This window comes from Gordonia hirsuta DSM 44140 = NBRC 16056, from assembly GCF_000333015.1.
GTDB classification, from domain to species: Bacteria; Actinomycetota; Actinomycetes; order Mycobacteriales; family Mycobacteriaceae; genus Gordonia; species Gordonia hirsuta.
Genome location: NZ_BANT01000012.1, coordinates 164,463 through 186,019, shown reverse-complemented (window position 1 = coordinate 186,019; position 21,557 = coordinate 164,463). Strand labels below are relative to the sequence as shown.

At 67.5% G+C, this 21,557-nt stretch carries 19 protein-coding genes; 7 read left to right on the top strand and 12 right to left on the bottom strand.

Annotation, left to right across the window (positions count from 1 at the left end):
• The coding region (locus GOHSU_RS04780; RefSeq protein ID WP_005937627.1) for a multifunctional oxoglutarate decarboxylase/oxoglutarate dehydrogenase thiamine pyrophosphate-binding subunit/dihydrolipoyllysine-residue succinyltransferase subunit at window positions 1–3,472 on the top strand (3,472 nt) is incomplete at its 5' end.
• 84 nt (window positions 3,473–3,556) lie between these two features.
• Here the strand turns inward: GOHSU_RS04780 and GOHSU_RS04775 are convergent.
• A complete protein-coding gene (locus GOHSU_RS04775) occupies window positions 3,557–4,183 on the bottom strand; it encodes a TetR/AcrR family transcriptional regulator (RefSeq protein WP_005937624.1) in 627 nt (208 codons plus the stop codon).
• 99 nt (window positions 4,184–4,282) lie between these two features.
• On the opposite strand from GOHSU_RS04775, the gene GOHSU_RS04770 reads away from it, so the two are divergent.
• The gene (locus GOHSU_RS04770; protein WP_005937621.1) at window positions 4,283–5,818 is read left to right on the top strand and encodes a flavin-containing monooxygenase; all 1,536 of its coding nucleotides are present in this window, start codon (window positions 4,283–4,285) and stop codon (window positions 5,816–5,818) included.
• A 49-nt stretch (window positions 5,819–5,867) separates the two neighbouring features.
• Window positions 5,868–6,698, top strand: coding sequence for an SDR family NAD(P)-dependent oxidoreductase (locus tag GOHSU_RS04765; protein WP_005937617.1), 831 nt, complete (start codon window positions 5,868–5,870; stop codon window positions 6,696–6,698).
• 90 nt (window positions 6,699–6,788) lie between these two features.
• Here GOHSU_RS04765 and GOHSU_RS04760 read toward each other — a convergent pair whose 3' ends face one another.
• The 7 genes from GOHSU_RS04760 to GOHSU_RS04730 form a co-directional block, all read right to left on the bottom strand.
• Window positions 6,789–7,667, bottom strand: a complete 879-nt coding sequence (locus GOHSU_RS04760; RefSeq protein WP_024332795.1) for a glycine betaine ABC transporter substrate-binding protein — start codon at window positions 7,665–7,667, stop codon at window positions 6,789–6,791.
• Window positions 7,668–7,717: 50 nt separating this feature from the next.
• Window positions 7,718–8,311: a suppressor of fused domain protein gene (locus tag GOHSU_RS04755; protein WP_005937612.1), complete on the bottom strand. Its 594-nt coding sequence runs from the start codon at window positions 8,309–8,311 to the stop codon at window positions 7,718–7,720.
• A gap of 22 nt (window positions 8,312–8,333) precedes the next feature.
• Window positions 8,334–9,503, bottom strand: a complete 1,170-nt coding sequence (locus GOHSU_RS04750) for an ABC transporter ATP-binding protein (protein WP_005937609.1) — start codon at window positions 9,501–9,503, stop codon at window positions 8,334–8,336.
• Window positions 9,504–9,507: 4 nt separating this feature from the next.
• Entirely contained in the window at window positions 9,508–10,539 is a 1,032-nt protein-coding gene (locus GOHSU_RS04745) for a carbohydrate ABC transporter permease (RefSeq protein ID WP_024332794.1), read from the bottom strand.
• A 6-nt stretch (window positions 10,540–10,545) separates the two neighbouring features.
• Window positions 10,546–11,811 carry a carbohydrate ABC transporter permease gene (locus tag GOHSU_RS16985; protein ID WP_005937603.1) on the bottom strand — a complete coding sequence of 422 codons (1,266 nt, stop codon included), beginning with the start codon at window positions 11,809–11,811 and terminating at the stop codon, window positions 10,546–10,548.
• Window positions 11,808–13,280, bottom strand: a complete 1,473-nt coding sequence (locus GOHSU_RS04735; RefSeq protein WP_005937600.1) for an extracellular solute-binding protein — start codon at window positions 13,278–13,280, stop codon at window positions 11,808–11,810. Before GOHSU_RS04735 ends, GOHSU_RS16985 begins: the two co-directional genes overlap by 4 nt.
• 197 nt (window positions 13,281–13,477) lie before the next feature.
• A complete protein-coding gene (locus GOHSU_RS04730; RefSeq protein WP_005937598.1) occupies window positions 13,478–13,960 on the bottom strand; it encodes a YflT domain-containing protein in 483 nt (160 codons plus the stop codon).
• Window positions 13,961–14,021: 61 nt separating this feature from the next.
• On the opposite strand from GOHSU_RS04730, the gene GOHSU_RS04725 reads away from it, so the two are divergent.
• The 4 genes from GOHSU_RS04725 to GOHSU_RS04710 all read left to right on the top strand — a co-directional run bounded on the left by GOHSU_RS04725 (window position 14,022) and on the right by GOHSU_RS04710 (window position 18,310).
• Entirely contained in the window at window positions 14,022–15,305 is a 1,284-nt protein-coding gene (locus tag GOHSU_RS04725; RefSeq protein ID WP_005937596.1) for a magnesium transporter MgtE N-terminal domain-containing protein, read from the top strand.
• Complete coding sequence (locus GOHSU_RS04720) at window positions 15,302–15,841, top strand: DUF1003 domain-containing protein (protein WP_005937594.1); 540 nt, start codon at window positions 15,302–15,304, stop codon at window positions 15,839–15,841. Before GOHSU_RS04725 ends, GOHSU_RS04720 begins: the two co-directional genes overlap by 4 nt.
• Window positions 15,842–15,980: 139 nt before the next feature.
• Window positions 15,981–17,132, top strand: coding sequence for a lytic transglycosylase domain-containing protein (locus tag GOHSU_RS04715; RefSeq protein ID WP_005937592.1), 1,152 nt, complete (start codon window positions 15,981–15,983; stop codon window positions 17,130–17,132).
• A 35-nt stretch (window positions 17,133–17,167) separates the two neighbouring features.
• Window positions 17,168–18,310, top strand: a complete 1,143-nt coding sequence (locus GOHSU_RS04710; RefSeq protein WP_005937590.1) for an Mrp/NBP35 family ATP-binding protein — start codon at window positions 17,168–17,170, stop codon at window positions 18,308–18,310.
• A gap of 52 nt (window positions 18,311–18,362) precedes the next feature.
• On the opposite strand, the gene tatB is transcribed toward GOHSU_RS04710, so the two are convergent.
• The 4 genes from tatB to sigE form a co-directional block, all read right to left on the bottom strand.
• Window positions 18,363–18,869: a Sec-independent protein translocase protein TatB gene (gene tatB / locus GOHSU_RS04705; protein WP_005937587.1), complete on the bottom strand. Its 507-nt coding sequence runs from the start codon at window positions 18,867–18,869 to the stop codon at window positions 18,363–18,365.
• A gap of 11 nt (window positions 18,870–18,880) precedes the next feature.
• The gene (locus tag GOHSU_RS04700) at window positions 18,881–20,353 is read right to left on the bottom strand and encodes a S1C family serine protease (RefSeq protein ID WP_005937584.1); all 1,473 of its coding nucleotides are present in this window, start codon (window positions 20,351–20,353) and stop codon (window positions 18,881–18,883) included.
• Between the two features lie 3 nt (window positions 20,354–20,356).
• Window positions 20,357–20,707 carry a zf-HC2 domain-containing protein gene (locus GOHSU_RS04695; protein ID WP_035739985.1) on the bottom strand — a complete coding sequence of 117 codons (351 nt, stop codon included), beginning with the start codon at window positions 20,705–20,707 and terminating at the stop codon, window positions 20,357–20,359.
• A 92-nt stretch (window positions 20,708–20,799) separates the two neighbouring features.
• Window positions 20,800–21,414, bottom strand: coding sequence for an RNA polymerase sigma factor SigE (sigE, locus tag GOHSU_RS04690; RefSeq protein ID WP_005937568.1), 615 nt, complete (start codon window positions 21,412–21,414; stop codon window positions 20,800–20,802).
• Window positions 21,415–21,557 lie beyond the last annotated feature (143 nt).

The window sequence follows — 21,557 nt, the reverse complement described above, 5'->3', positions numbered from 1 at the left end:
CGCCCCGGCCCCGGCCAAGGAGGCCGCCGCCACCAAGGCGGCCGCCGGTGTCAGCCGCAGCACCGCGGTGGCCAAGCCCGCCGCCGAACAGACCGCCGACGAGACGACCGTGTTGCGTGGTCCGGCCGCAGCGATCGTGCGCAACATGTCCGCTTCCCTGGACGTGCCGACCGCCACCAGCGTGCGCGCGATCCCCGTCAAGCTGATGATCGACAACCGGACCGTCATCAACAATCACCTGGCCCGCACCCGCGGCGGCAAGGTCAGCTTCACCCATCTGCTCGGCTATGCGATCGTGCAGGCGGTCAAGGCCTTCCCAGGGATGAACCGGCACTTCGCTGAGATCGACGGCAAGCCCAATGTCGTCACCCCCGCCCACACGAACCTGGGTCTGGCCATCGACCTGCCCGGCAAGGGCGGCAACCGCACCCTCGTCGTCGCCGCGATCAAAGAGGCCGAGAAGATGGGCTTCGCCCAGTTCTGGGCCGCCTACGAGGACATCGTGCGCCGGGCTCGCGACGGCAAGCTGACCGCCGACGACTTCGCCGGCGTCACCATGTCGCTGACCAACCCCGGCACCATCGGTACCGTCCACTCGGTACCGCGCCTGATGCCCGGCCAGGGTGCGATCATCGGCGTGGGCGCCATGGAGTACCCGGCCGAGTTCCAGGGCTCCTCCGACGAGCAACTGGCCAATATGGGCGTCGGCAAGCTGATGACGCTCACCTCGACCTACGACCACCGGATCATTCAGGGCGCCGAATCCGGCGACTTCCTGCGGACCATCCACCAGCTGCTACTCAGCGACGACTTCTGGGATGAGCTGTTCATCGCGCTGAACATCCCCTACGAGCCGGTCCGCTGGCGCCGGGACATCCCGGAGGGACTGGTCGACAAGAACACCCGCGTCCTGGAACTGATCGCCGCCTACCGCAGCCGCGGTCATCTGATGGCCGATACCGATCCGCTGATGATGCAGATCGACAGCCGCTCGGCTCACCCGGACCTGGACGTGCTGACCTACGGGTTGACCCTGTGGGATCTGGACCGCACCTTCAACGTCGGTGGATTCCACGGCGAAGAGAAGATGAAGCTGCGCGATGTGCTGGCGATCCTGCGCGATGCGTACTGCCGTCACATCGGTGTGGAGTACACCCACATCCTCGACCCCGATCAGCAGCGTTGGCTGCAGGAACGGGTCGAGATCAAGCATGTGAAGCCGTCGGTGGCCGAGCAGAAGTACATCCTGTCCAAGCTCAATGCGGCCGAGGCCTTCGAGACGTTCCTGCAGACCAAGTACGTCGGTCAAAAGCGCTTCTCCCTGGAGGGCGCCGAGTCGGTGATCCCGATGATGGACTCGGTCCTGGACCGGGCCGCCGAGCACTCGCTGCACGAGGTCATCATCGGCATGCCACACCGCGGCCGCCTCAATGTGCTGGCCAACATCGTCGGCAAGCCGTACTCGAAGATCTTCACCGAATTCGAAGGTGATCTGGGCACCTCCCAGATGCACGGCTCCGGTGACGTGAAGTACCACCTGGGCGCCGAGGGCAAGTACTACCAGATGTTCGGCGACAACGAGATCGATGTCTCGCTCACCGCCAACCCCAGCCACCTCGAGGCCGTCGACCCGGTCCTGGAGGGCATCGTCCGCGCCAAGCAGGACATGCTCGACGAGGATCAGCGTTTCGGCATCCTGCCGCTCATGCTGCACGGCGATGCCGCTTTCGCCGGCCAGGGCGTGGTCTGGGAAACGCTGAACCTGTCGATGCTCAACGGCTACCGCACCGGCGGCACCGTGCACATCGTGGTCAACAACCAGGTCGGCTTCACCACCGCCCCGGAGTACTCGCGGTCCACGCGCTACTGCACCGACCTGGCCAAGGCCGTCGACGCCCCGATCTTCCACGTCAACGGCGACGACCCGGAGGCCTGCGTGTGGGCAGCTCAGCTGGCGGTGGACTACCGCGAGGCGTTCCACCGCGATGTGGTGATCGATCTGGTCTGCTACCGCCGCCGCGGCCACAACGAGGGCGACGACCCCTCGATGACCCAGCCGGCCATGTATGACGTGATCGACAGCCTGCGCAGCGTCCGCAAGAGCTACACCGAATCGCTGATCGGCCGCGGCGACATCTCCACCAAGGAGGCCGAGGACGCCCTGCGCGACTACCAGGGCCAGCTCGAGCGCGTCTTCGTGGAGGTCAAGGAGCTCGACCGCTTCACGCCGGAGGCGTCGCCGCCGATCACCGAAGACCAGCAGCTCCCGGTGCAGCTGGTCACCTCGGTGCCGGCCGCAGCGCTGACCAAGATCGGCGACGCCTTCGTGGAACTGCCCGAGGGCTTCACCCCGCATCCCCGGGTCAAGCCGGTCCTGGAACGCCGCCGGGACATGAGCCGCAACGGCGATGTGGACTGGGCTTTCGCCGAGCTGCTGGCCTTCGGCACACTGGTCGAGGAGGGACTGACGGTCCGGCTCTCCGGCCAGGACTCACGTCGAGGCACCTTCACGCAGCGCCACTCGGTCCTGATCGACCGGGAGAACGGTTCGGAGTACACCCCGCTGAACGCCCTGGTCCCCGAGGGCCCGGGCCGCTTCATGGTCTACGACTCGCCCCTCAGCGAGTTCGCCGTGCTCGGTTTCGAATACGGTTACGCGATCGGCAACCCCGATGCGCTGGTTCTGTGGGAGGCGCAGTTCGGTGACTTCGTCAACGGCGCCCAGTCGATCATCGACGAATTCATCAGCTCGGGTGAAGCCAAGTGGGGCCAGCGGTCGGATGTGGTCCTGCTGCTGCCGCACGGACACGAAGGCCAGGGTCCCGACCACACCTCCGGACGCATCGAGCGCTTCCTGCAACTGTGTGCCGAGGGTTCGATGACCGTGGCGCTGCCGTCCACGCCGGCCAGCTACTTCCACCTGCTGCGCCGCCACGTGCACGATGGCATCAGCCGCCCGCTGGTGGTGTTCACCCCCAAGTCCATGCTGCGCAACAAGGCCGCGGTCTCCCCGATCGAGGAGTTCACCGAGGGCAAGTTCCTGTCGGTGCGCGACGACCCCTACTACGCCGGCGACTTCAACGGTCAGGGCGCAGTGGGCGATCGCGCAAAGGTGACCCGCATCCTGCTGGTCTCAGGCAAGCTCTACTACGAGCTGGCGGCCAAGCAGGCCAAGGACGGCCGCGACGACATCGCGATCATCCGGTTGGAGCAGCTGTACCCGGTACCCCACCGCCGGCTGGCCCGCACGCTGGATCAGTACCCGAACGCAACCGACTTCGTGTGGGTCCAGGAGGAGCCTGCCAACCAGGGGCCGTGGCCGTTCCTGGGGCTGTGGCTACCGGATCTGCTGCCCAACAAGCTGTCGGGACTGCGCCGGATCTCCCGCCGGGCGATGGCGGCGCCGTCCTCCGGTTCACCGAAGGTCCACGCCGTCGAACAGGCCGAGATCATCAATTCGGCCTTCAGCTGACCCTCGCTGACCATTCGCGCCCCGCAGCACTGCTGCGGGGCGCGAGTCGTCTGAGCGGCCGCCGCCGCGTCGGGACGGACGACCCTATACGTCGACCAGCGCAGCGGCACCGGCCACGGCCAGCAGTGACGTGGTCAGCAGCCCCAGCACCTGCTCGCGGCTCAGCTCCCGTTCGGTCAGCCAGCGGATCATCACGTCCTCGGTGAAAGCGATCCAGCCCATCACCGCTGCGCGGACCGTGGCGTTGACCGTCAGCCCCAGCGCGGGGGCGAAGGAGATCACTCGGGCGGCGACCTCGTTGCGGGTCGCCTCGGTCACCTCGCGCAGACCCGCCTCGGCGCTGAGCGCCCCCCGCAGCACGGAAGCATAGGCCGCCGGATGCTCCTCGACGTAGTCGACATACGCACCGATAGCCGCCAGTGCCGCTTCGTTGGGGTCGTCGATCCCCTCCGGCGGCCGCGTACGCTCGAGCATGTCGGCGGCCTGTGCACGCATGATCGCCAGGTGAAAGTCATGGGTGGATTCGAAGTAGTGGAAGACCAGACCGCGCGAGACCCCCGCGGCCTCGGCCACCGCCTCCATGGTCACCTCCTCCGGCGGCATGTCCCGGGACATCGCCAGACCGATGTCCAGCAGCTGTTGCCGGCGCTGCTCCGGACTCATCCGGCGGCGCCGCTCCGGGGTGCCGGCAGCGTTCTCGGTGACCGTCATGCGCCCAGCCTAAGGCACCGCCATCGGCGTTTCAACGAGTTGTTGACGCTTGATCAATAACTATTGACGTCGGGTCAGTAACTGTTTTAGGCTGACATCATGACAACACACGATGTAGAGATCGCGATCGTCGGAGCCGGCTTCTCCGGCCTGGGTGCGGCGATCCGGCTCGCCCAGAACGGCTTCGACGACTACGTGGTCCTCGACCGCGGTGCAGACTTCGGCGGTACGTGGCGAGACAACACCTACCCCGGTGCGGCCTGCGATGTCCCCTCGCATCTGTACTCGTACTCCTTCGCCCAGAATCCGGGCTGGTCGCGGTCCTACTCCCACCAGCCGGAGATCCACCGATACATCAATGGTGTCGCCGACGAGTACGGCATCGGTGCCAAGACCTGGTTCGGCACCGAGGTGACCAAGGCGGCCTGGAACGAGGAGGAGCGGCGCTGGATCCTCGACATCGAACGCGACGGCACCCCCGGCCAGGTCCGCGCCCGCCACCTGGTCGGCGGCGTCGGACCGCTATGCGAGCCGAACCTGCCCGATATCGACGGCATCGAGGACTTCGCCGGCAAGATGGTGCACTCGGCCCGGTGGGACGACGACTACGACTACGCCGGTAAGCGCATCGCGGTGATCGGCACCGGCGCTTCGGCGATCCAGATCGTGCCGCAGCTGGGGAAGATCGCCGGCCACCTGGACGTCTACCAGCGCACCGCCCCGTGGATCGTGCCGCGCACCGAGCGCCCGTACCTGCCGGTGGAGAACTGGGCCTTCAAGAACATCCCCGGTCTGCAGACGCTGATCCGCGGCGGGATCTACACCGCCAACGAGTCGATCGCCGCCGGAATGACCTACGCACCCAAGGCGCTCAAGCCCGTCGAAGCGCTCTCGCGGGCGAACATCTTCAAGGGCATCCGCGACCCGCAGCTGCGCGCCAAGGTCACCCCGACCTTCGCCGTGGGCTGCAAGCGCATCCTCAAGTCGAACGAGTGGTATCCGACCCTGGACCGCGACAACGTCGATCTGATCACCGACCCGATCAGCAAGATCACCGCCGACGCGATCGTCACCGCCGACGGCCAGGAGCATCCGGTCGACGTCATCGTCGTGGCGACCGGCTTCCACGTCACCGACTCCCCGGTATTCGAAACCATCCACGGCGTCGGCGGCCGGACCCTCAAGGACGTCTGGGACGAGGGCGGCATGACCGGGTACAAGGGCACCTTCATCCACGGCTTCCCGAACATGGCGTTGCTGATCGGCCCGTCGACCGGTCTGGGCCACACCTCGATGGTCTACATGATCGAGTCCCAGCTGAACTACCTGATCGACTACCTCAAGAAGACCACCCGGGCCGGGGTCACGCGTACCGAGGTGCGCCAGGACGTCCAGGACCGGTACACCGCCGACCTGCAGGACAAACTCAGGCGCTCGGTCTGGGTCAACGGCGGCTGCTCCTCCTGGTACAAGGACGCCAACGGCAACATCACCGTGCTGTGGCCGGGATTCACCTTCAACTTCCGTAACACCACCCGCCGGTTCGACATCGCCGCCTACGACGTGTCGACCGATCCGGCCCCCGCCGACGGGCATACCGACGCCGACCGGACCGCCGTCGCCGCCGGCGTCTGACCACCCCATCTGCACCCACTTCAAGCTTCTCGAGGATAAGGACACATTCATGAAGGATTTTCGTGGCAAGGTCGTCGTCGTCACCGGCGCAGGCTCCGGCATCGGTCGCGCATTGGCGGTCAAACTTGCTCAGCGCGGCGCCAAGGTCGCCATCTCCGACGTCGACCCGGCGGGCCTGAGCACCACCGAACAGCTGGTCCAGGAAGCCGGCGGCGACGTCCACGCCCAGCTCCTCAACGTCGTCGAACGCGAGGCGTTCATGGAGTACGCCGACGCCGTGGTCGCTCACTTCGGCAAGGTCAACGCCATCATCAACAACGCCGGCATCGCCCACCACGGTGAGGTCGAGACGATGGAGTTCAAGGACATCGAACGGATCATGGACGTGGACTACTGGGGCGTAGTCAACGGCACCAAGATCTTCCTGCCGCACGTGATCGCCTCGGGTGACGGTGCGATCGTGAACGTCTCCTCACTGTTCGGGCTGCTGTCCGAACCCGGGCAGTCGGCCTACAACTCGGCCAAGTTCGCCGTACGCGGCTTCACCGAGGCGCTGCGCCAGGAGATGCTGATCGCCAAGAACAACGTGGCCGTCACCTGTGTGCACCCCGGCGGCATCAAGACCGCCATCGCCCGCAACTCGACGGCCTCCGGCGATCACGATGCCGCCAAGACCGCCGAGCTGTTCGACAAGTATCTGGCGCGCACCTCACCGGAGAAGGCCGCCGACATCATCCTGCGCGCCGTGGAGAAGGAGCATGCCCGCGTCCTGGTCGGCGCCGACGCCAAACTGCTCGATCTGGGTGTGCGCCTGGTCGGCTCGTACTATCAGGGGATCGCCGCCCGCGCCACCAACTGGGCACTCTCCCGCGTGTCCTGAGCGCTCTTCCAACGACTCCACCCCGGCAGTTCCGCGTGATCGCGGTGCCGGGGTGGTCTCGTCTGCGCGGCCGGTCCGCTGCGGGTCCGGTCAGTGGCGACCGCTGAGCCAGTCGGCGGCGACGTCGCGCGGGTCCTCCCCGGCCGCCACTCGCGCGCCGAGTTCTGCCAGGTCGGCAGTGCTCAGTTCGCCGGCGATCCGGCTCAGCTGCTTCAGTGCGGACCGATTGAGCGCGGCACTGCGATAGACCGGCACCAGGTCCTGGGCGCGCGGCGCTCCGTCGGCCGGAATCGTCCGGACCTGCCCCAGATCCCCCAGGCTCGCCACCTGCAGCGCAGGCAGCACCCCCAGCGCCTGTCCGGTGGCCACACGCTCGAGCAGCGCCCGCTTGTCCCTGACGTGCTCCACCGGACCGGGCCGGCAGTCGGCGAAAGCGGCCAGATCTGCCGGCGACGGCGCCGCCGCACCGGCACCGGTCACCACCAGAGGCAGTCCGGCGGGCACGGCTGAACACTGGACCAGATTGTCGACGCCGTAGCGTTCACGCAGCTCGGCCGACATCAGCAGTTGCGGCCGGTCGCTCACCCCGGTCGGGTCGCCGACAGCGACCCCTTGGGGCAGCGACCTCGCCACCTCGGCCTGCAGTTCTTCTCCGCCCAGCGCCTGCGGCGTGGCCGAGAGCTGTTCCAGCAGCTGCCCGGTGAAGGCCGGGAACAGATCGGCCCGGCCGGTGGCCAGCGCTTCGAGCAGTTCGGTGTCCGGGTCGACGGGCGCACCGTCGGTGGTAGCGGGGATACCGGCTCGGGTCAGCGCCACCGCGTAGAGCGCGGCGGCGGCCCGCATCTCCGGCTGGTCGGAGGAGGAAATCAGCAGCGGCGGCGGCGTGTCGTCGCCGCACGCAGTGACCGCGGCCAGGGTGGTGATCAACGCCAGCAGGCCGGTCAGGACACGCATCGTGGAGTTCTGCATCCTCGGTAACGGTAGTCGACGTGCCCGGCGCCCGGTACCGTCACCGCCGTTCAGGCCGGGGTGACCCCGCCGCGTGTCGGGTCGGCCACATCCACTCCGGCCTCGGTCCAGGCATCGCGCAGTGCCTGCGCACCCTTCAGCCGCACCCAGGCGGCTTCGTTGGCGGTGATCGGGGTGGCACGCAGGAAGCGCACCGGTTCGGCCGGATCCGGCAGCGTCAGATCGGTGATCCCGGAATCTTCCGACAGCAGCAGCGCCGAACAGATGGCCCCGCCCCACAGCGGCTCCTGCAGATCGACCAGGGAGTCCTCGCCCAGAATCAGCCCTTCGACGGCCGGAGCGGCGGCGACGGTGGCCAGCGTCTTGTGCAAGCCCGGCAGCGGAACGCTCGCCCGCAGCCGCAACACCAACTCGGCGCGCGGTCCTTTGTCCGGGTCAGGCATCAGCTCGCTCGGATCCTGCATCGGGTGGCGGGCACAGCCGACGGTGGCCAGCACCACCTCGCCGGCCGCGAGGTCGGCGAACCGGAGCACCTCGATCGGTTCCACCCCGAGGAAGGTCACACTGGCGCGCTGGGGTGCATCACCGAGCGCCTGGGTCAGATGCGTGGTGACGAGGTCGACGATGGACGGTACGGGGCTCACCGTGGTGAGTATGGTCGCCGCTCTATCGCAGCGCCACTCCGGTGTCGGTGTCGAAGACGTGCAGCAGCCGCGGGTCCATCGCCAGATTCAGTGTCCCGCCGCGCGGGACCTGCGTCGACGGCAGCAGCCGGGCCACCTTCTGACCCCCGGCGGTCGACGCCCCCAGATCTTCGGCGAGCTGATGGAGCAGCTGTGCGCTCTGTCCGCGGTGGTCCAGGGCGAAGTAGTAATACTTGTCCGAGCCCATCGATTCGACGATGTCGACCCTCGCCTGAAAAGTCGTCATCGCCGGCAGGAGGGCCGGATCCATCTGATCGGCGTCGGCCAGGTGTTCAGGACGGACTCCGATGAGCACTTCACCGCTGGCTCCGGCCGCCTGTGCGTTGGCGGCGACCTGGGAATAGTCCGGTAGTTCGATCGGCCCGATGACCGTGTCGATGCCGGTCGGGGTCAGCTGACCGGGAATGAAGTTCATCGCGGGCGAACCGATGAACCCGGCGACGAACAAGTTGGCCGGCCGGTCGTACAGCTCCTGCGGAGCCCCGACCTGCTGCACCACTCCGGCGCGCATCACCACGACGCGATCGCCCAGCGTCATGGCCTCGGTCTGGTCGTGGGTCACATACACGGTCGTGACCCCCAGGCGTTGCTGCAGTTCGGCGATCTCGGTGCGCATCTGCACGCGCAGTTTGGCGTCCAGGTTCGACAGCGGCTCGTCCATGAGGAACGCCTTGGGATGACGCACGATGGCCCGACCCATCGCGACCCGCTGGCGCTGACCACCCGACAGGTTGGCCGGCTTGCGGTCCAGGTACTCCCCCAGATCCAGGATGCGCGCGGCCTCCTCCACCTTCGCGGCGATCTGCTCCTTGGGCAGCTTCTGCAGCGTCAGCGGGAATGCGATGTTCTGCCGCACCGTCATGTGCGGATACAGCGCGTAGCTCTGGAAGACCATCGCGATGTCGCGGTCCTTCGGGGCGACGTCGTTCATCCGCTGACCGCCGATGCTCAGCGTCCCAGCGGAGATGTCCTCCAGTCCGGCGATCATGTTCAGCGTCGTCGACTTTCCGCAGCCGGAGGGGCCGACCAGGATGACGAACTCGCCGTCGGCGATGTGCAGATTCACATCCTGCACCGCCGTCGAGCCGTCCGGATACTGCTTGGAGACGTTCTCCAGAACGATGTCGGCCATGGAATTATCCCTTCACCGCGCCGGAGGTCAGACCGGCGACGATACGACGTTGGAAGAAGAGTACGAAGACGATGATCGGAATGGTGATCACCACGGCGGCTGCCGCGATGGACCCGGTGGGTTCCTCGAACTGACTGGAACCGGTGAAGTTCGCGATCGCCACCGGTGCGGTGATGGCCCGCTGGGTGGAGGTCAGCGACAGTGCCAGCAGCAGATCGTTCCAGGCGAAGATGAACACCAGGATCGCAGCGGTCACCACGCCCGGGGCGGCCAGCGGCACGATCACCCGGCGGAAGGCCTGCGAGGGTGTGGCACCGTCCATCATCGCCGCCTTCTCCAGATCCCAGGGGATCTCACGGAAGAACGCCGATAGCGTGTAGATCGCCAGCGGCAGTGCGAACGCGGTGTACGGGATGATCAGACCCAGCCAGGTATCGAACAGGCCGAGCTTGCGTTCGATATTGAACAGCGGTGTCACCAGCGAGATCTGCGGGAACATCGCGATCAGCAGGGCCGCACCGATCAGCGCCTTCTTCCCGCGGAAGTCCAGGCGGGCGACCGCATAGGCCGCCATGGTGCCCAGCACCACGGCCACCAGGGTGGTGATCAGGCCCACGCCGATGGAGTTGAGCAGCGGCCGGCCGAAGTTGCCGCCGTCGGTCAGCGGAACGATGACGCCCACGATCAGTGCCACCACCATGCCGATGCCGAGCACCCATCGACCGACGCGGGCGCCGGTGGCCAGCGCGTGATTCCCAGCGGTCTGCGCGCGCCGTCCGACCAGGGTCGCCACCCCCAGCAGCGCCGCACCGATCACCAGCACCAGCACCGTCCACAGCAGTTCGCTGAGCACACCGTCGGCGAACAGGCTGCGGTAGTTGGCCAGTGTCCACTGCCGCGGAATGAAGTTGCCGTCGGTCACGCTGCCGACCGGCTTCAGGGACAGGCTGATGATCCACCACAGCGGGATGATCGCGTAGAGGATCACCACGATGTTGGCGATGGTCCAGCCGATCCGCTTGTTCATGTGGTTCATATCGCCCTACCGCCCCTCGTCGTCGGAACCGGGCGCCGAGGCGCCGAAGATCTTGATGAACACGAAGGCGATGATCGCCACGCACAGGAAGATCAGCACGCTGATCGCCGAGCCGACACCGAGGTTGAAGGCCTTGAACAGGTTGTTGTAGCCCAGCATGGACACCGAACCGGTGCCGTTGTTGCCTTTGGTCAGGATGTAGATGTTGTCGAAGATCCGGAAGGCGTCGAGGGTACGGAACAGCAGCGCCACCAGGATGGCCGCCTTCATCATCGGGATGATGATCTTCCACAGCCGTGTCCAGGCTCCGGCCCCGTCGATCTGTGCGGCCTTGAGCAGATCGTCGGGCACCAGCGCCAGACCTGCCAGCAGCAGCAACGCCATGAACGGGGTGGTCTTCCAGACCTCGGCCAGGATGATGATGAAGATCGACGGCCACTGCTGGGTCAGCAGGTCGGTGCCGTCGGGCACCAGGTTCGCCAGATATCCGGTGCCGGGGGTCCACGCGTAGTACCAGGAGAACGCCGCGGCCACCGTGACGATGCCGTACGGGATCAGCACGACGGTGCGGATGGTGCCCTTACCGAACAGTGTCCGGTGCATGACCAGGGCGATCATCATGCCCAGGATCAGTTCGATCACCACCGAGACCACGGTGATGAAGGCCGTGACCCACAGCGCACTCCACCAGTACCCGTCCGAGAGCACCGTCACGTAATTCGACAGACCGATGAATTCGTTCTCATCGGGTGCGGTCAGCGTGGCCCGGTTCAGGGAGAGCCAGAAAGCGTAGACGATCGGATAGCCGGTGACCAGCAACATCACGATCGCGGCCGGCGCCACCAGCCAGTAGGCCAGCCTGCGTTCACTGGACTTGCGGGCGGTGGCCCGCGAACGCTTCGGTGCCGTAGTCGCGGCGACCGGAGCCGGCGCGGTGGCGACCGCAGACCCGGGAACCACAGACTCGGGAACCGCAGCCCCGGGCAGCGTTGCCGCGTAGACCTCAGCCCCGGGGCCGTCGTGCGGATAGTCCGCCGGGTACTCGGCCGGCGGCGGGGCAGCCAGCGGCTGGCCGGTGAGCGGGCGTTCGCTGCCGGGTGCCGGTGCCATGGCCTCGGGCGGTACCCAGAGGTCGGAGTGAATCGGGGCGACCGGTTCCGGCGGGATGGCCTCGATGTCGTCGGAGCTGACCGGATCGGGAGCCGACAGGTCGGAAGTCGGTGCGTCCGTGTTCGGTTCCTCTGGGGTCAGCTCGTCGTCTTCGCTGGTCATGGGATGATCCCTTCCCCGTCGATGGCCTTTTGGACCTGGGTGGCCAGGGTGTCGACCATGGTCTCCGGATCCCAGCGGCCGACCGGGCTCAGCGTCGCCGTCAGCAGCGTCGACACCGCCTGGTACTGGGGTGTGGCCGGTCGCGGTGCGACATGCTCCTCCTCCAGCTGCTTGCGGATCTCATCACCCATCGGATAGGCGGTCTTGAAGTCCTTTTCCTCGTACAGCGCTGTGACCGTCGGCGGCAGCGCTCCCTCGAGCGCGTAGACACGCTGCGCGTCCCGACTGGTCAGGCAGGCGGCCACCTCCGCAGCCAGCTCCTGCTGCGGCGAGGTCGCGGCCACGGCCACGTTCAGTCCGCCCAGTGTCGATTTCGCCGGTCGATCGGCGGTCACACCCGGGTACGGTGCGAAATCGAACGACCGGCGCAGCACCCGGTTGATCGGGGTCAGCTCCTGCGCGGTCGGCGGATTCTTCTCATCGAGGATGCGCGCGGCGTACGGCGCCATCGCATCCTTCAGGAAGGAGACGTCACCGGAGGCGCCGTTCTGCCGGGCCGACTGGAAGACGAACGGCCAGTTGATTTCGAACGAGGCGATCCCCCGCTCCATCCCGTCCCGCGCGGTGCCCTCGTCGGAGTTGCTGATCGACGGATCGGCACCCGGATAGCTGGTGACCGCCTTGAGGATCTGCAGCGCCTTGAGGGTCGCCGCACGATGCTCGGGCGTGTCGTTGAGCGCCTGTTTGGAGGGGTCCTCCGGGTCCAGGATGTGGCCGCCGGCGCTCTGGAGCACCGAGTTGAACCACACCATCAGTCCCTCGTACTGCGCACCCTGGACCAGGATCTGTGTCGGGCCCTTGGGGTCCTTGGCGTGGATGGCAGTGGACTGCTCGATCATCTCGTCCCAGGTGGTCGGCACCTGGGCCCGCGGGCCCAGGAAGCTCCGGAGCACATCGGGGCGGTACCAGAGCAGCTGGGTGTTGGTCCAGATCGGCAACGCATACAGCACCGGTGCGGCGTCGTCGGGCCTCTTCCACATCGCCGTCTCCACCGGACCGGCCAGGTTGGTGCGGGCAACGTCGGCGGCCTGTGCGGCCGGCACCGGCACCAGCCAGCCGGCATTGGCGAACTCGGCCGTCCAGACCACGTCGATGGCCATCACGTCGAGCTCTTTGTCGTTACCGGCCAGGCGGCGAGCCAACTGCAGACGCTGACCGTCGGCGTCCTTGGGCAGGATGGTCACCCGCGCGTCGTAGCGTCCACCGGATGCGGCGCTGCACACCGCGGCCTGACTGGTGATCTCGCCGGCACCGTCGGCGGGGGCGTAGATGTTGATCACGCCGGGGGTGTAGCCGGCAGTGCACGCCACCAGCGCCGGCGCCAGCGCGGTGGCCGCGACCGCGGCGGCGGCGACCCGAGTACGCAGACGGCGTCGCCGGCGTCTGCCGGGAAATTCCTTGGGGACCATCGCGCTGGACGCCTCCTACCTGAGGATCACCTGTGGATCGTGTCGTGTCGCTTAGGGTAACGCACCCACAGTGACTCACTGCACACCTCGGTGCCCGGCGTGGGAGATCTTTTGTCGGGCCGCAAACGACGGCCGCCCCACCTCCCCGAGGGCCGGGAAGGTGGGGCGGCCGGGTTGGAATCGGCGCGCGGCGTCGGTCAGATGGCCAGCTTGGCCAGCATGTCGCGGGCTTGTTCGGCGCTACCGGGATCGCACAGTACGTCGTAGCGCCCGGCGACCAGTTGCATGGTCGAGGCGAAGTCGCGCTGGCCTCGGGTGGCGGCGTACGGGATCGCCGCACTGATCAGTCCGAAGACCATGCCGGCCACAACACAGAAGACGATCGGGACCCAGAAGTCCGACCCGGTGACGAAGATGCTGATGATCAGGCCGACGAACAGACCGAACCAGGCCCCCGAGACGAGGCCGCCGCCGAGGACCTTGCCCCAGGTGAGCCGCCCCAGGACCCGTTCGACCTGCATCAGGTCGACGCCGACGATCGTCAGCTTTTCGACGTGGAAGTGGTTGTCCGACAGGTAGTCGACGGCACGCTGCGCGTTTTCGTAGGTCTCGTACGAGCCGACCGGCCACCCGGTCGGCTTGGTCGGCAGGCCCGGAGCCTGCCGCATCGGCTGGGTCATGTTTACACCTCTCGTCGCGGCGACACCCGAACGGTGCGGGCATGCTTCTACCCTTAGTACCATGACGCAAACGCTCAAGGTCTTCGTCGCCAGACTCGTGGGTCTGGTGGTCCTGGGCCCCGACGGTGAATCCATCGGCCGCGTTCGCGATGTGGTGCTGGCCATGCACCTGCCCGGCCAGCGCTCCCGGGCACTGGGCCTGGCAGTGGAGCTGGCGGCCAGCCGCCGCCGCATCTTCGTCCCGATGGGGCGGGTGACCAACATCGACGCCGATGCGGTCACTCTGACCACCGGGCGGGTGAACGTGCGCAACCTGCAGCTGCGGCCCAACGAGGCATTGGCCGTCGGTCAGGTGCTCGAGAGCCCGGTGCACACCGACGATCCGGAATTCCCCGAACTGCACGAGACCGAGTTGTCGGTAGTCGACATGGAGATCGAACGCACCCGATCACTGGACTGGGTGGTCAGCCGCGTCGCGCTGCGGACCGGTCGCCGCGGGCTGCGCCGCCGCGGCGAGACGCGCGTGGTTCCGTGGAATCACGTGGTCGGGCTGAGCAAGCTGAACCTCAACCACCCAGGCCACGGCGTCGAGCTGGCACTGACCCAATTCGAGGGGATGCGGCCGGCCGACGTGGCCAATGCCTTCCGGGAACTGCCCGAGCAACGCCGTCAGCAATTGGCCGCCGCCCTCGACGACGAACGGCTGGCCGACATCGTGCAGGAGATGACCACCGACGAACAGACCGCCCTGCTGGCCTCGCTCAACCGGGCCCGGGTCGCCGCGGTCCTCGAAGCGATGGATCCCGACGACGTCGCCGACCTTCTGGGCGTCATGCCCGCAGCCGAGGCCGAAGCACTCCTGGCCCGGATGGCCCCGGAGGATTCGGCGCCGGTGCGCCGGCTGCTGCTGCACTCCCCCGACACCGCCGGCGGTGTGATGACGCCCGAACCGATCATCGTCTCGGCCGGGACCACGGTCTCGGAGGCCCTGGCCCGGGTGGCCAACCCCGATGTCGGTCCGGCCACAGCCACCATGGTCATGGTGGTGCGACCTCCGACCAGCACCCCGACCGGCACTTTCCTCGGCGTCGTACATACCCAGGCGCTGCTGCGCGAACCACCGGCCAACCTGGTCGCCGGGATCCTCGACGATGACATCCCCCGGCTCCGGCCGGAGGATTCGCTGGAGGCCATGACACGCTTCTTTGCGACCTATAACCTGTCGCTGGCGCCGGTGGTGGACGAGTCGGCACATCTGCTGGGGGCGGTGGCCGTCGACGACCTCCTGGATGCGGTGCTGCCCCGAGACTGGCGCGAACAGGAACCGGAGGGTCTTCCGCGATGACTCCACGCCGCCTCGACACCCCCAGCGACGGCCGGCGCCGGGTCTCCGACCGGTTCGACGCCGATGTGGTCGGCGTGTACGCCGAACGGGTCGCCCGCTTTCTGGGCACCGGCTCGTACCTGGCCATCCAGTCCATCGTGGTGGTGGTGTGGATCTTCCTGAACATCGGCGTCTTCGCCTTCGAATGGGATCCCTATCCGTTCATCCTGCTCAATCTGGCCTTCTCCACCCAGGCCGCCTACGCCGCCCCGCTGATCCTGCTGGCCCAGAACCGGCAGGAGAACCGCGACAAGGTCTCCCTGGACGAAGACCGCCGGCGGGCCGCTCAAACAAAATCCGATACCGAATTCCTGGCCCGCGAGCTGGCTGCGGTCCGGCTGGCCGTCGGCGAGACGGTGACCCGCGACTATCTGCGCCGCGAGCTCGACGGCCTGCTCGACGAACTGCTCGACCGCCTCGCCGCCGGTCCTGCCGAACGGGGCGCCAGCAGCGCTGTCCCCCCGGAGCTGACCTCGTTGCACCGGGATCGGACGTAGCCTGCTCGGCCCGCCTTACCGCAGGGTATGCTGGCTCACAGTTTGCACTACGGAGCCGCTCGGCTCACCGGTGGCGAACGCTGTCCAGCACGTGGAATGACACGTGAACGTGATCAGAACTGATGGGGATGAGTTTCTGATGGGTATCAAATCGCGCCGCAGCCCGGCGGCTCGGTCCGCCGGCCGGTCCGCGCTGCGCGGGGCCGTCGTGACCACCGGAGTCGCCGCCGTGGGCGCCGCGATGCTCGTCGGAGCCACCGCCAGCACTTCCGCCGGGACGGCCGCACCGACCGGGGTCGCCAGCGTCACCGTGGTGTCCGGCGACGGCGAGACGGCCGTGGCCGCCGCCGTCCCCGCGTCCTCCCCCACCCTTTACGGTTTCGCACCGCCCGCCGAGAACACGGCCGCCTCGGCCAATCCGCAGTTCCGTATCGCCGCCAACCTGCCCAACGGTCCGCTCGGAATCCCCGGGGTGGTCCTGCAGGCGTACAAACTCGGTGCCACCCGCGTCGCCGCCGAGAGTCCCCAGTGCCAGCTGCCCTGGTTCCTGCTGGCCGGGATCGGCCGGATCGAGTCCGGACACGCCGGCGGCGGCAACGTCGATGAATACGGGAACACCCGCACCAAGATCCGTGGGCCGGTGCTCGACGGTTCGCTGGCAGGCAACGAGGTCATCACCGACACCGACGGCGGCGTCTTGGACGGCGACCCCCGCCACGACCGCGCCATGGGCCCCATGCAGTTCATCCCGAGCACCTGGAAGGCCTGGGGCGCCGACGCCAACGGCGACGGAAAGGCCGATCCGGACAACATCTTCGACGCCGCCTATTCGGCGGGCCGGTACCTGTGCGCCGGGGTCACCAACATCATGGCCGACGCCCACAAGGTGAACAACATCCTGCGTTACAACCGCTCGGTCGCCTACGCCAACAACGTCCTGGGTTGGGCCGCGGCCTACGCCACCGGCGTGATCCCCACCGGTGGCATCCCCGAAATGCACTCCGCGCCCGCCGATCCGGTCAAGAAGGACCAGAAGGATAAGGACAACAAGGACAAGGGCAAGAAGGACAAGAAAGACAAGAAAGACGCACCCGGCCAGGAGGGCCCGGAGAGCTCGGCGCCGTCGACCAGGAAGGCCAAACCGACGCTGCACCAGAACTGCCTGGGTGCGATCTGTCTACCCCCGGGGGTGGGGCCGGCCCCGGCGCCTGCGCCGGAACCGAAGAAGGCTGCCCCCAAGTCCGGCGCTCCCAAGGCCACCACGAACAAGCCTGCCGCCCCTAGCCGCTGAGCGCCGCACTTGCGCTTAGTCCTAGGCTGGGAGATGTGAACACCGCAGCAGCCCCTACTGAATCCGCCGTTCGCTCCGCGCTCAGCAAGGTCCACGACCCCGAGATCGGCAAACCGATCACCGACTTGAACATGGTCAAGTCGGTCGAGATCGCCGCCAACGGCACCGTGGACGTGGGCATCTTCTTGACCACCGCGGGCTGTCCGCTCAAGGACAAGATCAGCAGCAGTGTCAAGAGCGCCGTCGCCGACGTTCCCGGAGTCGGTGAGGTCCGCGTCGAACTCGATGTGATGAACGACGAGCAGCGGACCGCACTGCGCAAGCAGCTGCGCGGCGATCGTGCCGAGCCGGAGATCCCGTTCGCTAAGCCCGGCAATCTGACCCGCGTGTACGCGATCGCCTCGGGTAAGGGCGGTGTCGGCAAGTCCAGTGTGACGGTGAATCTGGCCGCAGCCCTGGCCGCACGCGGGCTCTCGGTCGGTGTCCTGGACGCTGACATCTACGGGCACAGCGTTCCGCGCATGCTCGGCAGCGATGCCAAGCCGACGCAGGTCGAGTCGATGATCATGCCGCCGATGAGCCACGACGTGAAATTCATCTCCATCGGCCAGTTCACTGACGGCAACACACCGGTCACCTGGCGTGGTCCGATGCTGCACCGTGCGCTCCAGCAGTTCCTGGCCGACGTCTACTGGGGCGATCTGGACGTGCTGCTGCTCGATCTGCCGCCGGGCACCGGCGATGTGGCGATCTCTATCGCTCAGCTGATCCCGGGTGCGGAGATCCTGGTGGTCACCACTCCCCAGCAGGCCGCCGCCGAGGTCGCAGAACGCGCCGGGTCGATCGCGCTGCAGACCAAACAGAAGATCCTGGGCGTGGTGGAGAACATGTCGTGGATGGAGCTGCCCGACGGCAGCCGAATGGAGCCCTTCGGTTCCGGTGGTGGCGCGCAGGTCGCCGAAAGCCTGACCCGTCTGGTCGGCGCCAAGGTGGAACTGCTCGGTCAGGTCCCGCTGGAGCAGCAGCTCCGCGAGGGCGGGGACACCGGCGAGCCGGTCGTCCTGTCGGCTCCCGATTCGGTCTCCGGGCGGGCACTGCGGGAGATCGCCGACAAGCTGGCGGTCCGCAAACGCGGTCTGGCCGGCATGAGCCTGGGGATCGATACCGTCCGCCGCTGACCCTCGGCACGCTCACCGAGCCCCGGGCCACCGGCCGCTCAGGTGACGTCGGTCAGGTGGCGTCCCAGTCGGCAGCGTCCAGTCGCCGGGGCTTGGGCGTCGGCTCCGCCGGCGGCGCCGCTGTCTCCTGGTCGGTGCCGGCCAAGCGGGTCAGATCCACCTGGGTCCCGGGCCCGATCGGCGGCTGACTTCCCGGAGTGGCACCGCCGGGCGGGTGCGGGTTCGACGGGGCGGGGCCGGAGATGCTCAGCGAATCGCGCACCGAGGTCTCGATCTCGTCCAGGGTCGAGGAGTCTCCGTCGAACAGATGCTTGGTCACCATGGCCCGCGGCGACATCTGGCGCAGCTCGTTGAGCTGCTGCAGGGGTTCGCGAAGTGAATCGAAGTCGGTCCCCATCTGCTCCTGCAGATCCTTCGAGGCACCGGTCGCGTAGTCGCGGACCTTGCGCAGCGACTGCATCACCCAGGTGATCGCATCCGGCAGCCGCTCAGGTCCCAGAATGATCAGCGCCAGGACGATCAGCACCAAGATCTCGCCCCATCCCACACTGCTGAACATCAGGCCGCTTCCTAGTCGCTCACCGGAGTGATCTTGCCGTCGAAGGTCCGGCCGTCACGCCAGTAGGTGTACTTCACCTCTTCATCGATCTTCGACATCCGCACGGCCACGGTCAACTCGTCGGCCCCCTCGATGGGTCTGCCGTCGAAAGAGGTGATGACGTCGTTCTCTTTGAGGCCGGCGCGCGCGGCCGGGCTTCCCGAGGCGATGTCTTTGACGCGCGCACCGAAGACCTTGTCGTTGCGGACCGTTGCCGCGGAGACTCCGATCTGCGGGTGGGTCACCTTGCCGTCGGCGATCAGCCGTTCGGTGATCGGTTTGGCCTCGTCGATGGGAATCGCGAAACCCAGGCCGATCGATCCTCCGCCGGTGGCGGCGATCGCGGTATTGACGCCGACGACGCGGCCGGCGGCGTCGACCAGCGGCCCGCCAGAGTTGCCCGGGTTGATGGCCGCGTCCGTCTGAATCGCGTTGATCACCGCGTCGGTGTCGGAGACTGCATCCGGACGCAGCGGCACCGGCCGGTCGACGGCGCTGACGATGCCGGTGGTGACGGTGCGATCCAGGCCCAGCGGCGCACCGAAAGCGATGACCGGCTGGCCGATCTCCAGCTTCGAGGAGTCGCCGAGGGTGCTGACCGTCAGGTTCTCTACACCGTCGACCTTGAGGACGGCCAGATCTGTCTTGACGTCCCGGCCGGCGATGCGGGCCGGCACCCGCTTGTGATCGTCGAAGACCACTTCGAGTTTGGCGTTCTTATCGTTGGCCGCCAGCGAGATCACGTGGTTGTTGGTGACGATGTAACCCAGTTTGTCCACCACGAAACCCGAGCCCGAACCGCCGCCGCCAGCGGTGCGTACTTCGATCACCACCACGGTCGGGGCCACCGCTTTGGCGACCTTGGCGATATCGCTGCTCGCCGCTGCCGAGTCGTCGACGTTCAGGGAGACCGAATGGGAGTTCAGCGGTGGAATCGCCTCGGCAGTCCAGCGGCCGATCAGACCGCCGCCGACACCGACCAGCAGTGCGACGATGCCCAGGGAGACCAGCGCCCACCAGTGCACGCGGCCGCCGAAGAGCAGCTCACGCACGCCCAGTTTCGGTCCCGCCTCGGTCGGCTGCTCCGGAGCTTCTTCGGTCAGTGCCGGACCGTCCAGGTGGGCAGCCGAGGCAGGATCGCGCCACGGGTCGGCCGGTGCCGGCTCCTGACGGTCCCGACCGTATTGGGCGTACGGATCGCGCTGCAGTCCCCCGGATCCGCCGGCCGGGCGGCCGAAGGCCTCGGCGAGCACCGGATCGGGCGCGGCGATCTGCGGTTGCGGCGCGGCCTCGGGTCTGGTGCCGAACGACCCGTCCACCCCGGTCGGCCTGCCGAAGACGGCGGCGGTCTGCGGGGAGACCGGCGCACCGCCGCGGCGAACGGGCAGGGCAGGGCGAGGGGCGTCGGCACCGTCACGGTCCGACCAGTCGGGGGTGTCGGTCACGGGTCAGCGGCTCCGCCGGTCGAGGTCGCGCACATGGTATTCGCGCGTCGGAATCTGGCTGAGTTCGCCGACCAGATCGGACGGCGCACTCACATCGCAACTACCGCGCAGCAGGGCCGCCGCGGTGGCCTGGGCATCGATATCGGCGGCACACGCGGCGCACAAGCGCAGGTGGTCTTCGACCCGGGCGCATGCGTCCGGACGCAGAACACCGTCGACGTAGGCGACGACGGCATCGGCAGCCAGATGATCGGTCGAGGCGAAGTCGCGGCCGGCCCTATATTCGGGATTCGGCGCGAACATCGCACCGATCGGCGCCCAGCGCCGAGGGCGCGGTGAACCCTGGTGAGTCACGCGCTTCACCCCTTCCTCAGCGTGCCGACCGACACCGCCGCCCGTGCGGTGCGATGAGTCCAAGCGTAGCCGAACCCCGGGGCCAGGGCGGCTCAGCCGGCACCGCCGACGGCCACCGACCGGCTGTCGGTGTGCCCGCGGGCGGCGAGAAACTCTCGGATCCCCTGCCTCCCACGGTGAATGCGGCTGCGCACGGTGCCCATCTTGACTCCCAGCGTGGCCGCCACTTCCTCGTAGGACAGACCCTCGATATCGCACAAGACGACGGCGGCGCGAAAATCCGGCGCCAGCGAATCGAGCGCCTGCTGTAGATCCGGGTCCAGACTCGCCTCGGCATAGGCCTGCTGGGGATCGGGGGTGTCGGCGCGGATCCGCTCATACCCGGTGTCGAGTGCTTCCATCCGGATCTTGCTGCGGCGCCGCACCATGTCTAGGAACAGATTCGTGGTGATGCGGTGCAGCCAGCCTTCGAAGGTGCCGGGCTTGTAGCTGGTCAGCGAACGGAAGACCCGGATGAAGGTCTCCTGGGTGAGGTCTTCGGCATCGTGCTGGTTACCGCTGAGCCGATAGGCGAGGCGGTAGACGCGGTCGGCGTGTTCGGCCACCAACTCCTCCCAGGAGGGCATCATCGCCACGTTGCCGGTGGCATCGAAGCCAGCCGTGCCCGTCGACGACGTCTGCCCGTCGTTGCTCTGAGGTGCCGTCACTGCGTTCGCCGATCCCTTCGGTTGGCTGCCATGTTCTGTCCGCTCGCCTACTGAGCCTGTCCTATGCCCGTGTGCAGTCGCTGTTACCGCCCTGAGGGTTTACTGAGGATCCCGGCCGGTGATCTGCCTCCGCCCCGGCGCGC

Bases quoted from the DNA above. Each gene is read 5' to 3' on its own strand.
- GOHSU_RS16985 (WP_005937603.1), bottom strand. From the start codon at position 11,811: ATGACCAGCGAAGACGACGAGCTGACCCCAGAGGAACCGAACACGGAC.
- GOHSU_RS04745 (WP_024332794.1), bottom strand. From the start codon at position 10,539: ATGAACCACATGAACAAGCGGATCGGCTGGACCATCGCCAACATCGTG.
- tatB (WP_005937587.1), bottom strand. From the start codon at position 18,869: ATGTTCAGCAGTGTGGGATGGGGCGAGATCTTGGTGCTGATCGTCCTG.
- GOHSU_RS04760 (WP_024332795.1), bottom strand. From the start codon at position 7,667: ATGCAGAACTCCACGATGCGTGTCCTGACCGGCCTGCTGGCGTTGATC.
- GOHSU_RS04765 (WP_005937617.1), top strand. From the start codon at position 5,868: ATGAAGGATTTTCGTGGCAAGGTCGTCGTCGTCACCGGCGCAGGCTCC.
- GOHSU_RS04770 (WP_005937621.1), top strand. From the start codon at position 4,283: ATGACAACACACGATGTAGAGATCGCGATCGTCGGAGCCGGCTTCTCC.
- GOHSU_RS04735 (WP_005937600.1), bottom strand. From the start codon at position 13,280: ATGGTCCCCAAGGAATTTCCCGGCAGACGCCGGCGACGCCGTCTGCGT.
- GOHSU_RS04730 (WP_005937598.1), bottom strand. From the start codon at position 13,960: ATGACCCAGCCGATGCGGCAGGCTCCGGGCCTGCCGACCAAGCCGACC.
- GOHSU_RS04720 (WP_005937594.1), top strand. From the start codon at position 15,302: ATGACTCCACGCCGCCTCGACACCCCCAGCGACGGCCGGCGCCGGGTC.
- GOHSU_RS04750 (WP_005937609.1), bottom strand. From the start codon at position 9,503: ATGGCCGACATCGTTCTGGAGAACGTCTCCAAGCAGTATCCGGACGGC.
- GOHSU_RS04725 (WP_005937596.1), top strand. From the start codon at position 14,022: ATGACGCAAACGCTCAAGGTCTTCGTCGCCAGACTCGTGGGTCTGGTG.
- GOHSU_RS04715 (WP_005937592.1), top strand. From the start codon at position 15,981: ATGGGTATCAAATCGCGCCGCAGCCCGGCGGCTCGGTCCGCCGGCCGG.
- GOHSU_RS04775 (WP_005937624.1), bottom strand. From the start codon at position 4,183: ATGACGGTCACCGAGAACGCTGCCGGCACCCCGGAGCGGCGCCGCCGG.